This is a genomic window from Corynebacterium sp. HMSC065D07 (assembly GCF_001810695.1).
Classification (GTDB): Bacteria; Actinomycetota; Actinomycetes; order Mycobacteriales; family Mycobacteriaceae; genus Corynebacterium; species Corynebacterium hesseae.
Map to the genome: position 1 here is coordinate 26,447 of NZ_KV802453.1, position 16,808 is coordinate 43,254.

At 61.7% G+C, this 16,808-nt stretch carries 14 protein-coding genes; 7 read left to right on the forward strand and 7 right to left on the reverse strand.

Annotated features, from left to right (window positions below; all coding sequences use genetic code 11):
• Positions 1-11: 11 nt before the first annotated feature.
• From grpE to HMPREF2760_RS07415, 5 genes are all read right to left on the reverse strand, one after another.
• Entirely contained in the window at positions 12-692 is a 681-nt protein-coding gene (gene grpE / locus HMPREF2760_RS07395; RefSeq protein ID WP_070532063.1) for a nucleotide exchange factor GrpE, read from the reverse strand.
• A gap of 3 nt (positions 693-695) precedes the next feature.
• Positions 696-2,540 (reverse strand): molecular chaperone DnaK, encoded by a 1,845-nt coding sequence (dnaK, locus tag HMPREF2760_RS07400; RefSeq protein ID WP_070523650.1) that lies wholly within the window; start codon positions 2,538-2,540, stop codon positions 696-698.
• A gap of 229 nt (positions 2,541-2,769) precedes the next feature.
• Positions 2,770-3,510 carry an ABC transporter ATP-binding protein gene (locus tag HMPREF2760_RS07405; RefSeq protein WP_209167872.1) on the reverse strand — a complete coding sequence of 247 codons (741 nt, stop codon included), beginning with the start codon at positions 3,508-3,510 and terminating at the stop codon, positions 2,770-2,772.
• A 58-nt stretch (positions 3,511-3,568) separates the two neighbouring features.
• A complete protein-coding gene (locus tag HMPREF2760_RS07410) occupies positions 3,569-4,570 on the reverse strand; it encodes a FecCD family ABC transporter permease (protein ID WP_246823648.1) in 1,002 nt (333 codons plus the stop codon).
• Positions 4,571-4,572: 2 nt separating this feature from the next.
• Positions 4,573-5,502, reverse strand: a complete 930-nt coding sequence (locus HMPREF2760_RS07415; protein WP_232755653.1) for a FecCD family ABC transporter permease — start codon at positions 5,500-5,502, stop codon at positions 4,573-4,575.
• A gap of 161 nt (positions 5,503-5,663) precedes the next feature.
• Here HMPREF2760_RS07415 and HMPREF2760_RS07420 point away from each other — a divergent pair, with 161 nt between their 5' ends.
• From HMPREF2760_RS07420 to HMPREF2760_RS07430, 3 genes are all read left to right on the forward strand, one after another.
• Positions 5,664-6,776 (forward strand): ABC transporter substrate-binding protein, encoded by a 1,113-nt coding sequence (locus HMPREF2760_RS07420; protein ID WP_070596975.1) that lies wholly within the window; start codon positions 5,664-5,666, stop codon positions 6,774-6,776.
• A 401-nt stretch (positions 6,777-7,177) separates the two neighbouring features.
• Positions 7,178-10,624 carry a bifunctional proline dehydrogenase/L-glutamate gamma-semialdehyde dehydrogenase gene (locus HMPREF2760_RS07425; protein ID WP_070596976.1) on the forward strand — a complete coding sequence of 1,149 codons (3,447 nt, stop codon included), beginning with the start codon at positions 7,178-7,180 and terminating at the stop codon, positions 10,622-10,624.
• Positions 10,625-10,659: 35 nt separating this feature from the next.
• A complete protein-coding gene (locus tag HMPREF2760_RS07430) occupies positions 10,660-11,934 on the forward strand; it encodes an AI-2E family transporter (RefSeq protein ID WP_185966064.1) in 1,275 nt (424 codons plus the stop codon).
• 123 nt (positions 11,935-12,057) lie between these two features.
• On the opposite strand, the gene HMPREF2760_RS07435 is transcribed toward HMPREF2760_RS07430, so the two are convergent.
• Positions 12,058-12,636, reverse strand: a complete 579-nt coding sequence (locus HMPREF2760_RS07435; RefSeq protein ID WP_070596977.1) for a nucleosidase — start codon at positions 12,634-12,636, stop codon at positions 12,058-12,060.
• Positions 12,637-12,747: 111 nt separating this feature from the next.
• Between HMPREF2760_RS07435 and HMPREF2760_RS07440 the strand changes: the two genes are divergently transcribed.
• Positions 12,748-13,236, forward strand: coding sequence for an LppP/LprE family lipoprotein (locus tag HMPREF2760_RS07440; protein ID WP_070596978.1), 489 nt, complete (start codon positions 12,748-12,750; stop codon positions 13,234-13,236).
• Positions 13,237-13,287: 51 nt separating this feature from the next.
• Positions 13,288-13,905, forward strand: coding sequence for an LppP/LprE family lipoprotein (locus HMPREF2760_RS07445; RefSeq protein WP_070596979.1), 618 nt, complete (start codon positions 13,288-13,290; stop codon positions 13,903-13,905).
• On the opposite strand, the gene HMPREF2760_RS07450 is transcribed toward HMPREF2760_RS07445, so the two are convergent.
• Positions 13,902-14,882 carry a hypothetical protein gene (locus HMPREF2760_RS07450; protein WP_246823650.1) on the reverse strand — a complete coding sequence of 327 codons (981 nt, stop codon included), beginning with the start codon at positions 14,880-14,882 and terminating at the stop codon, positions 13,902-13,904. The genes HMPREF2760_RS07445 and HMPREF2760_RS07450 overlap by 4 nt on opposite strands.
• 353 nt (positions 14,883-15,235) lie before the next feature.
• Between HMPREF2760_RS07450 and HMPREF2760_RS07455 the strand changes: the two genes are divergently transcribed.
• Positions 15,236-16,120, forward strand: a complete 885-nt coding sequence (locus tag HMPREF2760_RS07455; protein WP_070596981.1) for a hypothetical protein — start codon at positions 15,236-15,238, stop codon at positions 16,118-16,120.
• A gap of 35 nt (positions 16,121-16,155) precedes the next feature.
• Complete coding sequence (locus tag HMPREF2760_RS07460; RefSeq protein WP_070596982.1) at positions 16,156-16,788, forward strand: hypothetical protein; 633 nt, start codon at positions 16,156-16,158, stop codon at positions 16,786-16,788.
• Positions 16,789-16,808 lie beyond the last annotated feature (20 nt).

Sequence of the window (16,808 nt, forward strand, 5' to 3'; positions counted from 1 at the left end):
ACCTGCAATACCTATTCTGCGTTGTCCGAGCTATCCGGACTCTCAGCGGTATCGGCTGACTCTGCAGGGTCGGCGATAATCACCATGGCGGTGCGCACAACGCGCTCCCCCACCGTGTAGCCGCGGCGCAGAACCGTGCCGATGACCTGCTCGTCACCGGTGGACAAGTCCTGGACCGCTTCGTGCACCTCGGGGTCGAAGGCATCGCCCTCGGCGCCGAACGGGGTCAGCTGGTTCTTGGTCAGCACGCCCGTGAGCTTGTCCGCGATGGCCTTGAGCGGGCCCTCGTTGAGGTCACCGTGCTGGCGAGCGAGCTCCATGTCATCAAGGATTGGCAGGAAGTCTGCCAAGACCTTGGCCTTGGTGGTCTCGATCACGGCCTGGCGGTCGCGCTCGGTGCGGCGGCGGTAGTTGGTGTACTCCGCGTTGAGGCGCTGCAGGTCCTCGGTGCGCTCAGCGAGCTGAGCTTCCAAGGAGTTTTCCGCAACGGTCTCCTCACCCGCGGCCGCTTCATCGGTGATGTCGCGGGCGGCGTCCTCTACCGCGGCCTCTGCCTCAGCGGTGTTCGCCGTGGCGTCATCCACGGCACCGTCGGCAGAAGCGGCCTCGGCGGCGGCAGCCTCCGCAGCCTCAGCGGAGGTTGCCTCAGGGTCGGTATTGGCCGGGTTGCCCGGGTCCTGAGGGGAGGTCATGGTTTACTTCTCCTTGTTCTCGTCGTCCTCGTCGACAACCTCGGCGTCGACGACGTTCGGGTCACCAGCGGCGTCGCCAGCAGCGGCACCCTCGGCGCCCGCCTCAGCAGCCTGTGCCTCGTACAGGGCCTTGCCCAGCTCCTGGGACTCGGTGCCGAGCTTCTCGACGGCCGACTTAATCGCCTCGATGTCATCGCCCTTCAGCGCCTCATCGACGGCATCGGCAGCCTCGGTCACGCGGTTCTTCAGATCCTCCGGCAGCTTGTCGGAGTTCTCATCCATGAACTTGCGGGTCTGGTAGGAGGTAGACTCGGCCTGGTTGCGGGTCTCCTGCTCCTCGCGGCGCTTCTTGTCCTCTTCGGCGTGTGCCTCGGCGTCCTTGACCATGCGGTCGATCTCCTCCTGGGACAGGCCGGAACCATCCTGAATCTTGATGGTGTTTTCCTTGCCGGTGGCCTTGTCCTTAGCGGAAACGGAGACGATGCCGTTGGCGTCGATGTCGAAGGTGACCTCGATCTGCGGCACGCCACGCGGCGCCGGGGCAATGCCGCCGAGTTCGAAGGAGCCGAGCAGCTTGTTAGCGGAAGCCATCTCGCGCTCGCCCTGGTAGACCTGAATCTGCACGGAAGGCTGGTTGTCATCAGCCGTGGTGAAGGTTTCGGACTTCTTGGTCGGGATGGTGGTGTTGCGCTCGATGAGCTTGGTCATCACGCCACCCTTGGTCTCGATGCCGAGGGAGAGCGGGGTGACGTCGAGAAGCAGCACGTCCTTAACCTCACCGCGCAGCACGCCCGCCTGGAGAGCAGCGCCGACTGCCACGACCTCATCCGGGTTAACGCCCTTGTTCGGGTCCTTGCCGGTCATCTCCTTGACCAGGTCGGACACGGCCGGCATACGGGTGGAACCACCGACGAGGACCACGTGGTCAACCTGGGACAGGGACAGGCCAGCATCCTTGATGACCTGGTTGAACGGCTCCTTGGTGCGGTCCAGGAGGTCCTGGGTGATCTTCTGGAACTCGGTGCGGGACAGGGTCTCATCCAGGAAGAGCGGGTTCTTCTCAGAGTCCACCGTGATGTACGGCAGGTTGATGTTGGCGGACTGGGAGGAGGACAGCTCAATCTTGGCCTTCTCAGCAGCCTCACGCAGGCGCTGGACAGCGCGCTTATCCTTGGTCAGGTCAACGCCCTGGGAAGCCTTGAACTTATCGACGAGCCAGTCGACGATGCGCTGGTCCCAGTCGTCACCACCGAGCTGGTTGTCACCAGCGGTAGCCATGACCTCAACAACGCCGTCACCGATCTCCAGCAGGGAGACGTCGAAGGTACCGCCACCGAGGTCGAAGACCAGGATGGTCTGCTCCTGCTCGCCCTTCTCCAGACCATAAGCCAGCGCGGCGGCAGTCGGCTCGTTCACGATACGCAGGACGTTGAGGCCTGCAATCTGGCCGGCCTCCTTGGTGGCCTGGCGCTGGGAATCCTCGAAGTAAGCCGGGACGGTAATGACGGCGTCGGTAACATCCTCACCCAGGTAAGCCTCGGCGTCGCGCTTCAGCTTCATGAGCGTGCGGGCCGAAATCTCCTGCGGGGTGTACTTCTTGTCATCGATATCGATGGTCCAGTCGGTGCCAATGTGGCGCTTGACGGAGCGAATGGTGCGGTCAACGTTGGTGACCGCCTGGTTCTTGGCGGACTGGCCAACGAGAATTTCGCCGTTCTTGGCAAAAGCCACGACGGACGGGGTGGTGCGGGAACCCTCGGAGTTAGCGATAACGGTTGCCTCGCCACCTTCCAGCACGGATACAACCGAGTTGGTGGTACCAAGGTCAATTCCTACTGCGCGTCCCATAATCTTTTCTCCTTGCGTGTTGGGGTTTGTTTTAAGTTGATAGTGCGCGACTCAACTTCTGCCGCGTCCAGTCAGCGACTCTAACAGAAGCGACACTCAAAGTCATCCAAACCTGAGCGCCGGTCACTCAACCTACACAACGCAGGCAAACTCAAAGTTGTTCCCGATCGACTCAACTTTTTTATTTATCGCCAACACGCTGGGAAAACAAACCCGGTTTGGCGGAGACTCACCCTACAGGGACGATTGCCGGCTCACCGTCCACATCTACAACGCGGACTGACAGCCCATAGAGTTCCTCAATAAGGGCAGGGGTGATGACCTCGCGCGGCACGCCCGCGTCCCGCACCGTTCCATCTTTCATCGCCACGACGTGATCCGCATAGCGCAATACATGCGCCAAATCATGAATGACCGCAATAAGGGTTTTGCTTCCTGCCAGCTGCCGCATCAGCCGCATGAAGGAATGCTGGTATCCAATGTCAAGCGCGCTCGTTGGCTCATCCAAGAAGAGCACAGGCGTTTCCTGGGCGAGGGCCATGGCCAACCAAGCACGCTGACGCTGACCGCCAGACAACGCCGCTACCTCGGCCGTCTCCAGTTGTTCAAGGCCCACCTTTGCTAGCGCACGACTAACGGCACGCTCGTCCTCCTGGCTCCTCCACCCCATAAATCCTTGGTGGGCGAATCGCCCGCGCGCAACCAGTTCCCTGACATTGATCCCTTCGGGAGCTATGGATTGCTGCGACATCACGGCGACGCGCCGAGCGTAGCTACGCCGAGAGAATGCGGCTGCATCTTCTTCGCCAATGCACACCGCGCCCGCGTTCGGCATTTCCAACCGCGCCAACACCTTCACCAAAGTGGATTTTCCACAACCATTGGGGCCGATAATGGCAGAAAATTTCCCGGCCGGAAAAGACACATCCACCGAGTCGAGAATTAACGGGGCAGTCCTCCCATAGGACATGCTCACCCCCTCAGCCCGCACGCTCGGCGCACCGTCACATACTTTTAGTTGGTTCACTTTACTGACCTTTCATTCCGGCAGATCGGGATTGCCACAGCAGCAAACCCGCCAGGTAGATGCCACCGGCGCAGACCGTAATAAGACCGGCAGGCAGAGTAATTGGGAAAAACAGCCGCTGCCCTGCTAAATCGGCAGCGAGCAAGAAAAGTGCACCGAGGACTCCAGAGAGCAACACCGGCGTCCTGTCTGGACGCGAGAGCAACCGAGCCATATGTGGGGCCGCGAGGGCAATAAATGAGATTGGGCCCGCTATCGCCGTCGATACAGCGACAAGAACTGTGCCAACCAGAACCATCACCACACGTGCACGACTCACGTTCAACCCCAACGCACTCGCCGTGCTATCCCCCAGGGCAAGCGCGTCACACCAGCCACGCAGCAGCAACCCAGCGACGCACGCCGCGCCTCCCAGCACCCCCAATGGAATAACTCGCGCCCAGGACACAGCATTCAATGTTCCAGCAGCCCAAGTCGCCGCACCTAGGGACTGCTCCAACTCACCACTAAGAATCAACCACTTGTTTATTGCTGAAAGGAAGAACGTCACTCCAATCCCCACCACAACCAGCCTTGCTCCCGTGAGCCTTCCGCCAAATGAAAGCCCCATGATGAGTAACGCAGTGATAGCCCCACCCATCAACGCGCCTAGCGCAATGTTGAATGCGGAGCTAAAGCCCGCCAAGGAGACCGCGATGACACCGGTATAGGCACCGGTATTAAACCCGATGATGTCGGGCGACCCCAGAGGATTGTGAGTAAGGATCTGAAAGATGGCGCCCGCGATGCCCAAACACATTCCTACGACAATCGCGGCAACCACCCGCGGAGCACGCCATTGCCACACGACGGTGGCCGCAAAGTCAGTGCTATTGGGATTCGTAGCCACGGACCACAACGCTGCGCTATCCTGCCCGGCACCAGGCGAGAAGAGCGAATAGGCAGCAATAGCCAGCGCGACGATCACAATGCCTGCAAAGGACAAAACACTTCTCACGCTCACAATCACAGCCTCCTTCCAGCGCGATGGGACAGCGCAATCAATACTGGGGCACCAATGAGCGACACCGTGACGCCAGCCGGCAACTCAGCAGCAGTGAGGTAGCGGCCCACAATATCGGCACCCAATAAAAACAAAGGCCCCACCACGGCAGCGGCGACAAGCTGTGCCCGCTCTTCGTATATCCCGCACAGCCTGACAACATGCGGGATAACTAGTCCAACGAACACAATCACCCCCGCCGCTGCGGTGGCGGTAGCAGCCAACACCGTTACCGCCGCGACAAGCCCCAAACGAGTCAGTTTGAGGTTAATGCCGAGACTCGCCGCAACGTCATCCCCCAGAGCAAGGGGCGGCAAGTGGCGAGCAAAGACAATCAGTAGCACCACGCCTACCACCAGTCCGCCGAAGGCAATCACCACTGGCGTCCACGAAGCAACGTCAACGGAGCCCGTCACCCAAGCACGGATTCTTGCAAAGGCGTGAGGATCTATCAGGATCAGCGCGGAGGACAGGCCCTCACATACCGCCCCGATGGCTACGCCTGCAAGAATCAGTCTCAGCGGATCAACATCGCCCGCTCTGCCACGCCCGACCGCGGTGACCAGCAGCATGGTCACTGCCGCACCGATGATGGCTGCGAGCGAAAACGCAAAAGGTGATTGCCACCCCCACCAGCCCAGAGCAATGGCGGCGGCCAAGCTGGCGCCTACGTTAATCCCGAAAACTCCGGTATCTGCCAAAGGGTTGCGCGTCATGATCTGCAGAACTGCACCAGCGAGGGCCAAAGCACAGCCTGCGCAAACAGCAACGAGTGTACGGGGAAGACGCCTCTCCCACACGATCGAGGAAGCTATACCAGGCTGTCCCCGAAGGGCGGCCAACACGTCGCTGAAGGGAATGCTACGCGCGCCCAACGCCAGTGACAGCGCCACGCCGATACAGAGAATGGCAAGGCCAGCAACTACTACCCAACCAAGACGCCGGGTATTTCTCTTTCCGGCGCGCAACCCCTGCTCAATCACCGACACCACCCAAATACCTTCATATGCTCACGTTTCCTTAGCTCGACCTAATTTAGGTTAGGCTACCTTTTATGAACATTCGAAAGAAAATCGCACCCCGCACCCCTCTCCTCCGCCTCACTGCTGTTGGTCTTACCGCAGCGCTAGCGCTCACCGGCTGCGCCAGCCTCGAAAACACCAACTCAAACGCTGACGCTTCTAACCCTGCGTCCTCACCGTCCGGGAAAGAATCAGGAAACTCCAATTCAGCCTCGGGAAATGACTCCGTGGCCACCGGAGGCGAAGGCTTTGCCGGGGCGAGAGAGAAAAGCCAAAGCTTTGGCAGCGATGCAGCCCCTGGTCAATTCCCACGCACGGTCACGCATGCACGCGGAACGACCGAACTCAAAGACAAGCCGCAGCGGGTGGTTGTTCTAGAAAGCGGCGAACTCGATTCCGTCCTAGCACTCGGCATGAAGCCAGTCGGCATGACCACGTCCAAGGGCCAGAATCCCGTCCCGGATTACATGGCCGACAAAGCAAGTGACATCGAAACGGTAGGCACGATCAACGAAGTCAATATGGAAAAGATTGCTTCGCTCAACCCCGACCTCATCATCGGCTCGCAGCTGCGCATGGATAAGCACTATGACCAGCTCAATTCCATCGCACCTACCGTTTTCTCGATCCGTCCTGGATACACCTGGAAAGAAAACTTCCGACTCATCGGCGAAGCCCTCGGAGAAGAGGAGCGCACCGAACAAGTCATGGCCGACTATGACAAGAAGATCGAAGAAGTAAAGAAGGTCATTGAGGACGGGCCAGCTAGCGAAGACACCACCGTCACCATTCTGCGCTTCATGCCGGGCAAGGTACGCCTCTACGGGCGCCTTTCACTCATTGGAACGGTGCTTGATGACGCCGGCCTCGCCCGCCCCGCCAACCAGGACATCGAAGAGCTCGCTGCGGAAATCTCGCCGGAGAACATTGACCAAGCGGACGCCGACTACATCTTCTACTGCAGCTACGGAGATCCCTCCGCCACCGGCCAAGACACCGCCGTTTCTACCGCGGCGTTCCAACGGCTACCTGCGGTCAAAGACGGCCATGCCATCGAGGTCAGCGACGATACGTGGGCACTCGGCTTGGGGCCTCTGGGCGCACAGAAAATCGCGTCAGATCTCGCGGACTATCTCAGCCACTAACACGGGGGTAGCACCCTCCCCTCAAAACAACACCTGTGGGATTGACTCACCCCAACTTAAGGGGCTAGCTTTCATGTAAGCGAGATGGGTTACACGTCTACGATTTCTGTGCGGCGGGCCATATCAAGGTCACCGATTTCTCGCTAATCAGGCCAGGCCGTTGCCTGGCTGCTCCCCACACGCAAGAAGGGTGGTCGCACATGAATGCTCACTTCATTAGGCAGCGTCGTTCTTCCGACCGGCCACCGGTTGTGTACGCCAGCGTTAAATAAGCACCTCTTTTCACACAGACTGAACGGCACGGCGCAGAGTATGCGCCCGTGTTGGACTAGAAAGTCTGCAATTTCCGCTTTCCGCAAGGCCGCACCAGTGTGCCTTGAGACCCATAAAGGTTGTAATCCATGACTAACGATGCTCACACCCCCGTTCCCGAATCCACCGACATTGACGCCGCGCTGATCGCCGACGCCGCGGCCCAGGCCCACTCCTGGCTCGCCTCCACCGCCGACGAGCAGGATCCGGCCACAGAACAGCTCGCAGACTTATTGCGCAACCCGGACGGGGTGGCCTTCACCATGGACTTCGTGGACCGCGTCATGCGCCCCGAGGATGACAAGGTAGCCGCCCACGCGCTGAAGTCCGTCACCACCACTTATGACGCGTCCTTCCTCGGCCTCATCAACGGCGCGCTGGTGGGCCTGGGTGGTTTCTTCGGGCCCATCCTGCCCAACCTGGTTATGCCGCTGGCCCGCATGCGCATGCGCCAGATGGTCGGCCACCTGGTCCTCGACGCCGAGAGCGACGCCCTCAACAAGACCTTGGACAAGGCCGCCGAGTCCGGCGAGCAGCTCAACCTCAACCTCCTCGGTGAGGCCGTGCTGGGCGACGACGAAGCGCGCTCCCGCGCCGAGCGCACCCTCAAGCTCATCAATAACCCGCGCGTGACCTACGTGTCCGTCAAGGCCTCCTCCATGGTGGCCCAGCTCAACCCGTGGGATATCGAGGGCTCCCTGGTCCGCCTCAAGGAACGCCTGCGCCCGCTCTACGAGGCCGCCGCGCGCCGCCCCGACAAGGTCTTCATCAACCTGGACATGGAGGAATACCACGACCTCCACCTCACGGTGCGCCTGTTCACCGAGTTGCTCAGCGAGCCGGAGTTCACCAACCTCGAGGCCGGCATCGTGCTGCAGGCCTACCTGCCGGATACCTTCGACGCCTTGGCGCACCTGGCAGAATTCGCCAAGCAGCGCGTGGCCGAGGGCGGATCCCACATCAAGATTCGCATCGTCAAGGGCGCAAACCTCTCCATGGAGCACGTCCAGGGTGAAATCCACGGCTGGCCGGCAGCCCCCTATGCCACCAAGGATGAGGTGGACGCCAACTACTACCGCCTGCTCGACTACATCCTGCGCCCCGAATTCGCCGACTGCGTGCGCATCGGCGTGGCCACCCACAACCTCTACACCGCGGCCTTTGCCTACAAGCTGGGCACCAAGCGCGGTGTCATGCGCATGATGGATTCCGAGATGCTCCAGGGCATGTCCCCGGCCCAGCAGGCCGCGGTGCGCGAGGCCTTCGAAGGCCGCCAGATCCTCTACACCCCGGTGGTGCACGCGGAGGACTTCGATGTCGCCGTCTCCTACCTGGTGCGCCGCTTGGAGGAGAACTCTGCACCGCAGAACTTCCTCTATGCTCTCTTCGCCCCGGAGGAGCAGGCACTCAAGGACCAGGAGCAGGTCTTCCGCGAGGCCGTCGAGCAGCGCTGGGATACCTTCGCCGGACCGCGCCGCACCCAAAACCGTCTGGAGGAGGCCGAGCAGGCAGCCGGCCGCCAGGCACCGCGCACCGGGCGCTTCGCCAACGAGCCGGACACCGACCCGGCCCTGGAGGCCAACCGCGAGTGGGCGCTCAAGGCCCTGGCCACCGACCCGGGCGAGCACGGCGTGGAGGAGGTGACGGATGCGGGGGTCGTCGACAAGCACGTAGCCCGCGCCGCCGAGCTCGGCGCCGAGTGGGGCGCACGCCCTGCCGAGGACCGCGCCCGCGCGCTCGAGGCCGTGGCCGATGAGCTGGCCAACCGCCGCGGCGAGTTCATCTCCGTGGCCGCCTATGAGGCCAACAAGACCGTCACGCAGACCGACCCGGAAATCTCCGAGGCCATCGACTTCTGCACCTACTACGCGCAGTCCGCGCGCCTGCTGGAGAGCTACGCCGCCGAGTTCACGCCCCACCGCGTGACCGTGGTGACCCCGCCGTGGAACTTCCCGGTGGCCATTCCCACCGGCGGCATCGCGGCAGCGCTCGCCGCGGGTTCGGCCGTCATCATCAAGCCGGCGCCGCAGGTCGTGCACTGCGCGAAGCTCGTCGTGGAAGCCTTCCGCGCCGGTCTGGAGGCACAGGGCCTCGACCCGGATCTGGTCCAGCTCGTCTTCACCGATGAGGGTGACGCCGGCCGCGCGCTCATCTCCCACGACGATGTCGACGCCGTCATCCTCACCGGTGCTTCCGATACCGGCAAGCTCTTCCGTTCTTGGAAGCCGGAGATGAACATCATGGCGGAGACCTCCGGCAAGAACGCGCTCATCATCACCCCGTCCGCGGACCCGGACTTGGCCATTCAGGACCTCTACCTGTCCGCCTTCGGCCACTCTGGCCAGAAGTGCTCCGCCTCCTCCCTGGTCATCTTCGTCGGCGCGGCTGGCGAGTCGCAGCGCCTGCGCTCGCAGCTTGTCGACGCCGTCAAGACCCTCATCCCCGGCCCCGGCTATGAGATCACCACGACGATGAACGGCCTGGCCGAGGCCCCGGGCGAGAAGCTCCTGCGCGGCCTGACCCAGCTAGAGTCGGGCGAAAAGTGGCTGGTGAAGCCGGAGAAACTCAACGAGGAAGGCACCCTGTGGTCGCCGGGTATCCGCGATAACGTGCGCCCAGGTTCCTGGTTCCACGTCAACGAGTGCTTCGGCCCGGTGCTGGGCATCATGCACGCGGAGACCCTGGAGGAGGCCATCGAGTGGCAGAACTCCACCGGCTACGGCCTGACCGGCGGCATCCACACGCTGGATAACGACGAGATTGACTACTGGCTCGAGCGCGTCGAGGTGGGCAACGCCTACGTCAACCGCGGCATCACCGGCGCGATTGTGCAGCGCCAGTCCTTCGGCGGCTGGAAGCAGTCCGTCATGGGCCCGGGTGCTAAGGCCGGTGGCCCGAACTACGTGGCCCAGTTCGGCACGTGGGCCGATGGTCCGCTGCGTCCCTTCGACGTCGACATTTCCCAGCCGGTGGCTGCCCAGCTGCGCGCCTTCGGCAAGCTGGATCTCTCGGAGGAGGACACCGCTTGGCTGTGGCGCGCAGCGGAGCTCGACGAGCTGGCGTGGCAGCAGGAGTTCGGCCGCAAGCACGACCGTGCCGGCCTGGTCTGCGAGGCCAACGTCTTCCGCTACCGCCCGGTACTCACCCCGCTGCAGGTGCGCATTGGCGCCGACGCCGCGCTTCGCGACGTCTCCCGCCTCGCCCTCGCCGCCACCCGCACCGACTCCCCCGTGCGCTTCAGCGCCGCCCCGGAAAAGGCCGCGGAGCTGCGCGAGCTGGGCTTTGACGTCGATGCCGTGGAGGCAAGCGCCTTCGCCCGCGAGGTTTCCGGCTTGGAGTCCGCGCGCATTCGAACCGTAGGTTCCGTCGAGCCGGGCGTCTTTGAGGCCGCGGTGGAATCCAACTCCGTGGTCCTGGACCAGCCGGTGCTGGCCGATGGCCGCCGTGAGCTCCTTCCCTTCCTCCTCGAGCAGGCGGTCTCGGTGACGATGCACCGCTTCGGCATCATCCGCCAGGTAAGCAGCATCCGCGCATAGTTCGTTTTCTGCGCTCATATGAGAAGATGGAGCGCATGACAAACAACAATGATGACGGTGCCCGCTCGGGCACGTCCTCCACGGCCTCTGGCGCGGCGGCTTCTGCCGCCGCGGAGCCCATTAATGAAGAAGCTACCCTCCCGGTGTCGAAGACCGATGACAAGTCTCGCGTCCTCGGGCGCGATGCCATCTCCTTGGCCAAGGTGTGCTTGATCTTCATCATCGTGGTGGCGGGCGTCGGCCTGGCCGGCTACCTGCTGAAGTTCATCTGGGTGGGCCTGCTGCCGGTCATCCTGGCCATTTTGGTGTGCACGGTGCTCTTCCCCGTGACCAACTGGTTGCGCGCGCACAAATTCCCCCGCGCGCTGGCCTCCATCACCACGCTGCTGGGCTTTTTGGCCATCATCGGCGGCGTCTTCGCGGCGATGGCCCCGGTCGTCTCCTCTCAGGGCGCGTCCTTGGTCAATCAGGCTGAAGGCGGCTTGAACAAGCTCGTCGATATGGCCAAGGACCTACCTTTCGATATTGATGCCGCGAAAGTCCAGGAAGTACTTGATGACGCCATGACCTTCATCAAGGGCCAAGCTTCCAACATCGCCACCGGGGTGATTTCCGGTGTATCGATGGCCAGCTCCATCGCCATGGCGCTCGCCATCATGCTCTTCGTAGCCTTCTTCATCCTCAAGGACGGCGATAAATTCCTGCCGTGGCTGCGCACCTACACCGGCTACTCCGCCGGCTGGCACGCCACCGAGCTGCTGACTCGCGTGTGGAACACGTTATCTGGCTTCATTCAGGCGCAAGCAGCCGTCGCGGCCGTCGACGGCATCCTCATCGGCCTCGGCCTCTGGGTTCTCCAGGTACCGCTGGCCCTTGTCATCGGCGTAGTTACGTTCTTCGCCAGCTTCATCCCGGTCATTGGCGCTGTCACTGCGGGCGCTTTGGCCGTCATCATCGCGCTGGTCTCCGATGGGCTGACGAAGGCCTTGCTCGCCTTGGCTCTCATCATCATCGTCCAGCAGGTGGAGGGCAACGTCCTCCAGCCGATGCTGCAATCCAAGGCCATGGGCCTGCACGCGGCAATGGTGCTGCTCTCCGTCACGGTCGGCTCCGCCTTGGCCGGCATCATCGGCGCCTTCCTGGCTGTGCCGGTGGCTGCCACCATTGCCGTGGTCTTCCGCTACCACCAGGAGATGGCCAGCCTACGCGCCGGCGAGATCAGCACCGACGACATCAAAATTGCCACATCAGAGGGCCACGAGGACGTCATGGAGCTCTACGAGAACCTAGAGGCCAGCGGCGCCCGCTAGCCACACAACCGGTGCATGGCTCTAGCCCTGGCCGTGCAACTGCCCTAGTTGCCAAACTTCTCCCCCACCACCCGCGGCGGGAGCGATGGTTTTGGCAACTAGGGCACTTTCCGTATGGAGGGCCTAGTCCGCGGACACCGTGCCGAAGGCGGCGGCCAGTTCCTCCGCCGCGCGGTCGAGCACCGAGGCCCACGAGCCATAGGATTCCTCATTAGCGGTGTCCGAAACCTGCTTGAGCAGCGTGCACGGCACGCCGAACTTTCGGCACACCGCGGCGATGGCGTAGCCCTCCATATCGCACAACGCAGAGTCCTGGGCAAGGCGCGTGCGGGTCGGGGTATCCGAAATAAAGGCGTCACCCGTGGCAAGCGTTGCGGTCGGCAGCTTACCGGAGGTTTCAAGCTCGATCACCTCGGGAAGGAGATAGCGGGAAACATCGCTGAGCACCTCTAGGTGGAAGTCGTGCTTGCGCACGTGGGAGACCTCGAAGACGCCTGAAAGATCGTCGCGAAGCGCGCCCGCAGTACCGATGTTGATAACCCGCTCCGGCAGTTGCTGTGCCGAGGCCAGCACCGTGGTCAGCTCGATGGCGGCGGGAACCGTACCAATACCGGTGATGAGCAGCGGCGCTCCTTCGGGAACGTGTGTGGCTTCAGCATCCACGGCGGCGACGAACAGTGTACGACCAGACAGATTCTCCATGCCTGCGAGACTACCCGCTGTCTCGAGGAATGCTCTCCACAACTCTGTTCTGAGCGGAGCGGCCGCTTGTAGGGTTCGGAACCACACCGAGACCTCAGAAAGGAGAACACCATGTTCACACCACGAGTTTTCGCCGGAGCGGCACTCCTGTGCATGCCGCTCATCGCCTGCGCCATCCCTGAAGAAGCCCAGGCCAGCCCCGTAGTCTGCGAGGCCGGCAACCCCCAGGCGGCTTTCGATGACAACGTTGCCCACGTTCCTCAATGGCATGGCCACGAGTGGGCGCTGGTTGATTCTTCCCACTTCGATCCTTGCGCGGCCTTAAGCTGGCAGACCATCTCCATCAAGGGAGCCACGGCCTCCTCGCCGCACCACATCATGCTCTTCCACTATGGCGAGTACCTCGGCACCGCCACTGCTGAGCCTTATGGTTTCTTCCCCGACGTCGAGCAGGTCAATCACAACGAGATTTCCGTGACCTACCACTGGCCACAAGATGGCGACGCCAATGCCGCACCGACGGGTACGTCAAAGGCCAGCTTCCGCTGGGATGAAGTCCAGAACAAAGTCATCATGAGCGGCGACGTTCCGCCTAGCTAAGATAAACCGTGCGCCTCAAGGTGAGGCGCACATTCTATGGAAGGAACACCCATGCTCCGGTCTGCTTCTGCCTTCGTGGGCGCTGCACTCATGTGCCTCCCCCTCGCCGCCTGTTCTCAGGGCGAGCAGGGCGAGGTGGACACCCCAATGTTTAGCGCGGTCCGCAACAACCCAACGAGCGTTGCTGCCGCAAGCCCCACGGAAGAGGCCGCAAGCCCGGAGCCAACGAGCAACCAGGCACCTGCCCCGAAGACCGAAGAACCAGAGTCCTGCGAGGATATTGACGCTGAAGAGGCCTATCAATCAGGCATTGGCACCATCGCACCGTGGAATGGCTTCGGTTGGGGGCGGCCTTCCTCCTCAGAGTTCGACCCTTGCGCGGATTTGAGCTGGCTAATCATTGCCATCGAGGGGGCTACGGCCTCCTCACCGCACCACATCATGCTGTTCCACAAGGGCGAATATCTCGGCACCGCGACCGCCGAGCCTTATGGTTTCTTCCCCACCATCGAACGCGTAAATGACGCCGAGATCGCCGTAACCTACCACTGGGCGCGCGAGGGCGAAACCACCGCCGGGCGCACCGGCGAGACGCACGCAGGCTTCCGCTGGGATGAAGGCCAGCAGAAGGTGATCATGAGCGGTGATGTCCCTCCCAGCACTTACTAGTCAAAACTCAGCGTCCGGTTCTTCTGCCGCAACCGGATCGTAATGTTCTTTTGCGCCGCCCCGAGGGCGATCAGCTTCCCGGACAACGCCCGGGCTACTTGCAGGTCGGTCTCACTGGGCGGCTCTGCGGCAACGCTCACCGTGGGTAGCCAACTATCGTTCGGATCCGGCGCTCCCAAGTGGATGAGGCGCTCGCGCTCCACATCGATCCAATAGCCCTCGGTGGCCATGTACCTGTCCTGCCCGCCGTCGAAAGAATCGCAGCGCCACCCGCCCTCAGCCACGCGGAAGACGAAGGGGCAATAGCCCAGGCGGGAGGGCACGATGTAGGTGGTGTTGGGGCTGACCCGCCAATGCCCGCGGGCGGAGCTCCACACTTGACGGTAGGTATCAGCCAGGCTCATGCCTAGGCGGAGGCGCTGCTGCCTGTCTTCGTCAAGCCCTGCCCCCTCCACTCGCGCGTCCAGCTCTCCTAAGTGCGTGGCATCGGCCACGTACATGCCCAACCAGGCCTCCTCCGGAGTGGTGTAGGGGCCTGTGATGTCGCGGTGGAAGGACTCTGGAATGGCTTTCTCGGCGTTTCTCGGCAGGCGCTGGCGCACTGCAAAAGCCCATAGCCGGGGATGCCCCATGCGAAAAAGCGTCACAGTCTCGCGCGGGAGAAGGTCATGCACCTGTTGCCGGGTGAGGTAGTCACCCGCGCTGATGCGGCGCACCAACTTCCGGGCTACGTCCGCCTCCACTTGTTGTTCCATAGCCGGGGCTACCTCTAGATCGGGAAGCTGACCCAATAGCAGCAGATCAATGATGTCCCCGAGGTCGAAGACAGTGGCGAGCCGTTTGGTGGTGTTCTCACCAAACGCCTCGATGGCCTCATAACCCAACGCAGTGCCTAACCTCCTCACCACATCTGGTGAGACGCTCACTCGGTTGTGCGTGGCATACAGTTCCGCTGCATTGAGGGGGCGATCAAGCACCAAGTCTTCTATCCCTTCTCCCCCGTTCAGGGGAATCGCACTGAGTCACGCGTGGGACTAAGCCAGGCACAGCCGGTTCTGCATTGGTTGCCTGCGGGGCGCCGAAAGACTAATCGATACCTCCACGACCCCTCACGTGAGGTCCATCCACAGTGAATTACTTCAAATAGTAGCAACTTATATACCGCGTTTGGATTAAGCATGACAAGTGATCCCTACCCCTACCCTGTCTTACCTGCTTTCTGCAGCTATTTCTGACAGCCGTACGGATATAGTATGACACAGTTTCTCATTGTAACCTTGCAGTTTCCTCTCAAGGCTTTCTCTCTTCCAGATGCAAAGGAGTCCATCACATGACTGACAACAACAGCTGGGGCGCTCCCCCTTCCTCGCCCTCACCGGCGACCGCCCCGAAGCGCATCGCTGTCATCATCGCCGCAATTGTCGGCATCATTGCGCTGACTGCGGGCATCACGTGGGCTATAGCCGTAAACACCAACTCGACCCCTTCCTCCGACTCGGCCGCGGCGTCTTCACCCGAAGCTGCCCCAAGCGAACAGATACCGAGTTCGGAGGAAACTACTGAAACCACCAAAAAGAATTACACGTTCGTCGACGACCCCGAATACACCCGAGAACAAAAATGTGGCGAAATGGCTGACGCTTTCCGGGACAAGATTGATAACCCAATGACCGTCTTCTGCGACGATGACTGGCTGCTCCTCGCCCAAGAAAACAGCTCGCTGTATTACCTCCATTCCTGGGCAGGCAACTCATGGATCCCGCACGAGGCCGACGGCGAATTTTCAGACTCACACATGGACTGCTATGACCGAAAGGAATTGATTGAGGATGGCCTTCCAGAGCAATATGTCGATGACGTTCCCCTCTGCTCCTCTGAAGAGTTGGCCGCAGCTGACCAAGAGAAAGAGCTAAAACCAGGCTACTTGGGCGACCTCTGTGACGGAAGCTACATCCTCATTGTTGACAGTGTGCTTGTGCCCTACGGCGAACTCAGAACACCGTACGTCGACCAGGCACTCGCCCAGCATCCTGGTGCTAAGTCGATGCCGGGACTGGCCTGCAATTCCTTGCGCTCTGAAGTCGATGGTAAGGAGGTCTTTGCCATTTACTACGACGCCGGCCACAGCGTGGATGAGGTCTGTAAACTCAAGGCGCGGTACGGTGGCAACGCCCGTTCGCTCAATAACGATGCAGACTTCAGCGACCCCTGCTAGGGCAACAACTTAGTTTGGAAAGGATTTTTCGCCTCGTGGCACACTACAACCTCTATAGCTCCCTCAACCTTGACCCTTCCGCTGATTCTGCGACTTTGGCCTCGGAGATCGAACGCCGCCTTTCCGCGACGGACCCGTCCAACGCCGCGCTTTACGACGAACTCTCCACCGCCCACAGCATCTTCTCCCGTCAGGACCGCCGCGAGCAGTATGACCGAGCTATCGCGGATCCCTTCGGCCCCGAGGTAGACGTCGCCCGCATCCGCGAGATCGCCACGTCTGGATCCGGAGTGCAGCTCATGCCCCAGCCGTCGACCGCTCAGGCTTCAGGTTCCTCCAACTTCAACGTTGACCTGAGCAACTTCTCCTTCGCCGTGGAGCCCTCCCGCCAGCGCGCGCAGTCGATTCAGTGGTGCATCGTGTGGGGTCTGCTGGCCTTCATGTGGATCATCTCCACGATTCGCGGCCTCGGCGCCCTCGCGGAGGTCGGCAACGCCAGCAGTATCGAGCTTCTGTACGGCGCTGATGACTACGTCGACGAGGCTAGCTCCGCCGGCGCCTTCTTCTTTATGGTCGCCGGCGGTACCCCGGTCTACCTGATGATTGTGGAATTCATCTGGTCCCTGCGCAAGACCTTGGGCCGCAAGCAGGCCGAAAAGACCGCCTAAAACGCCGAAACCCGCGGCCA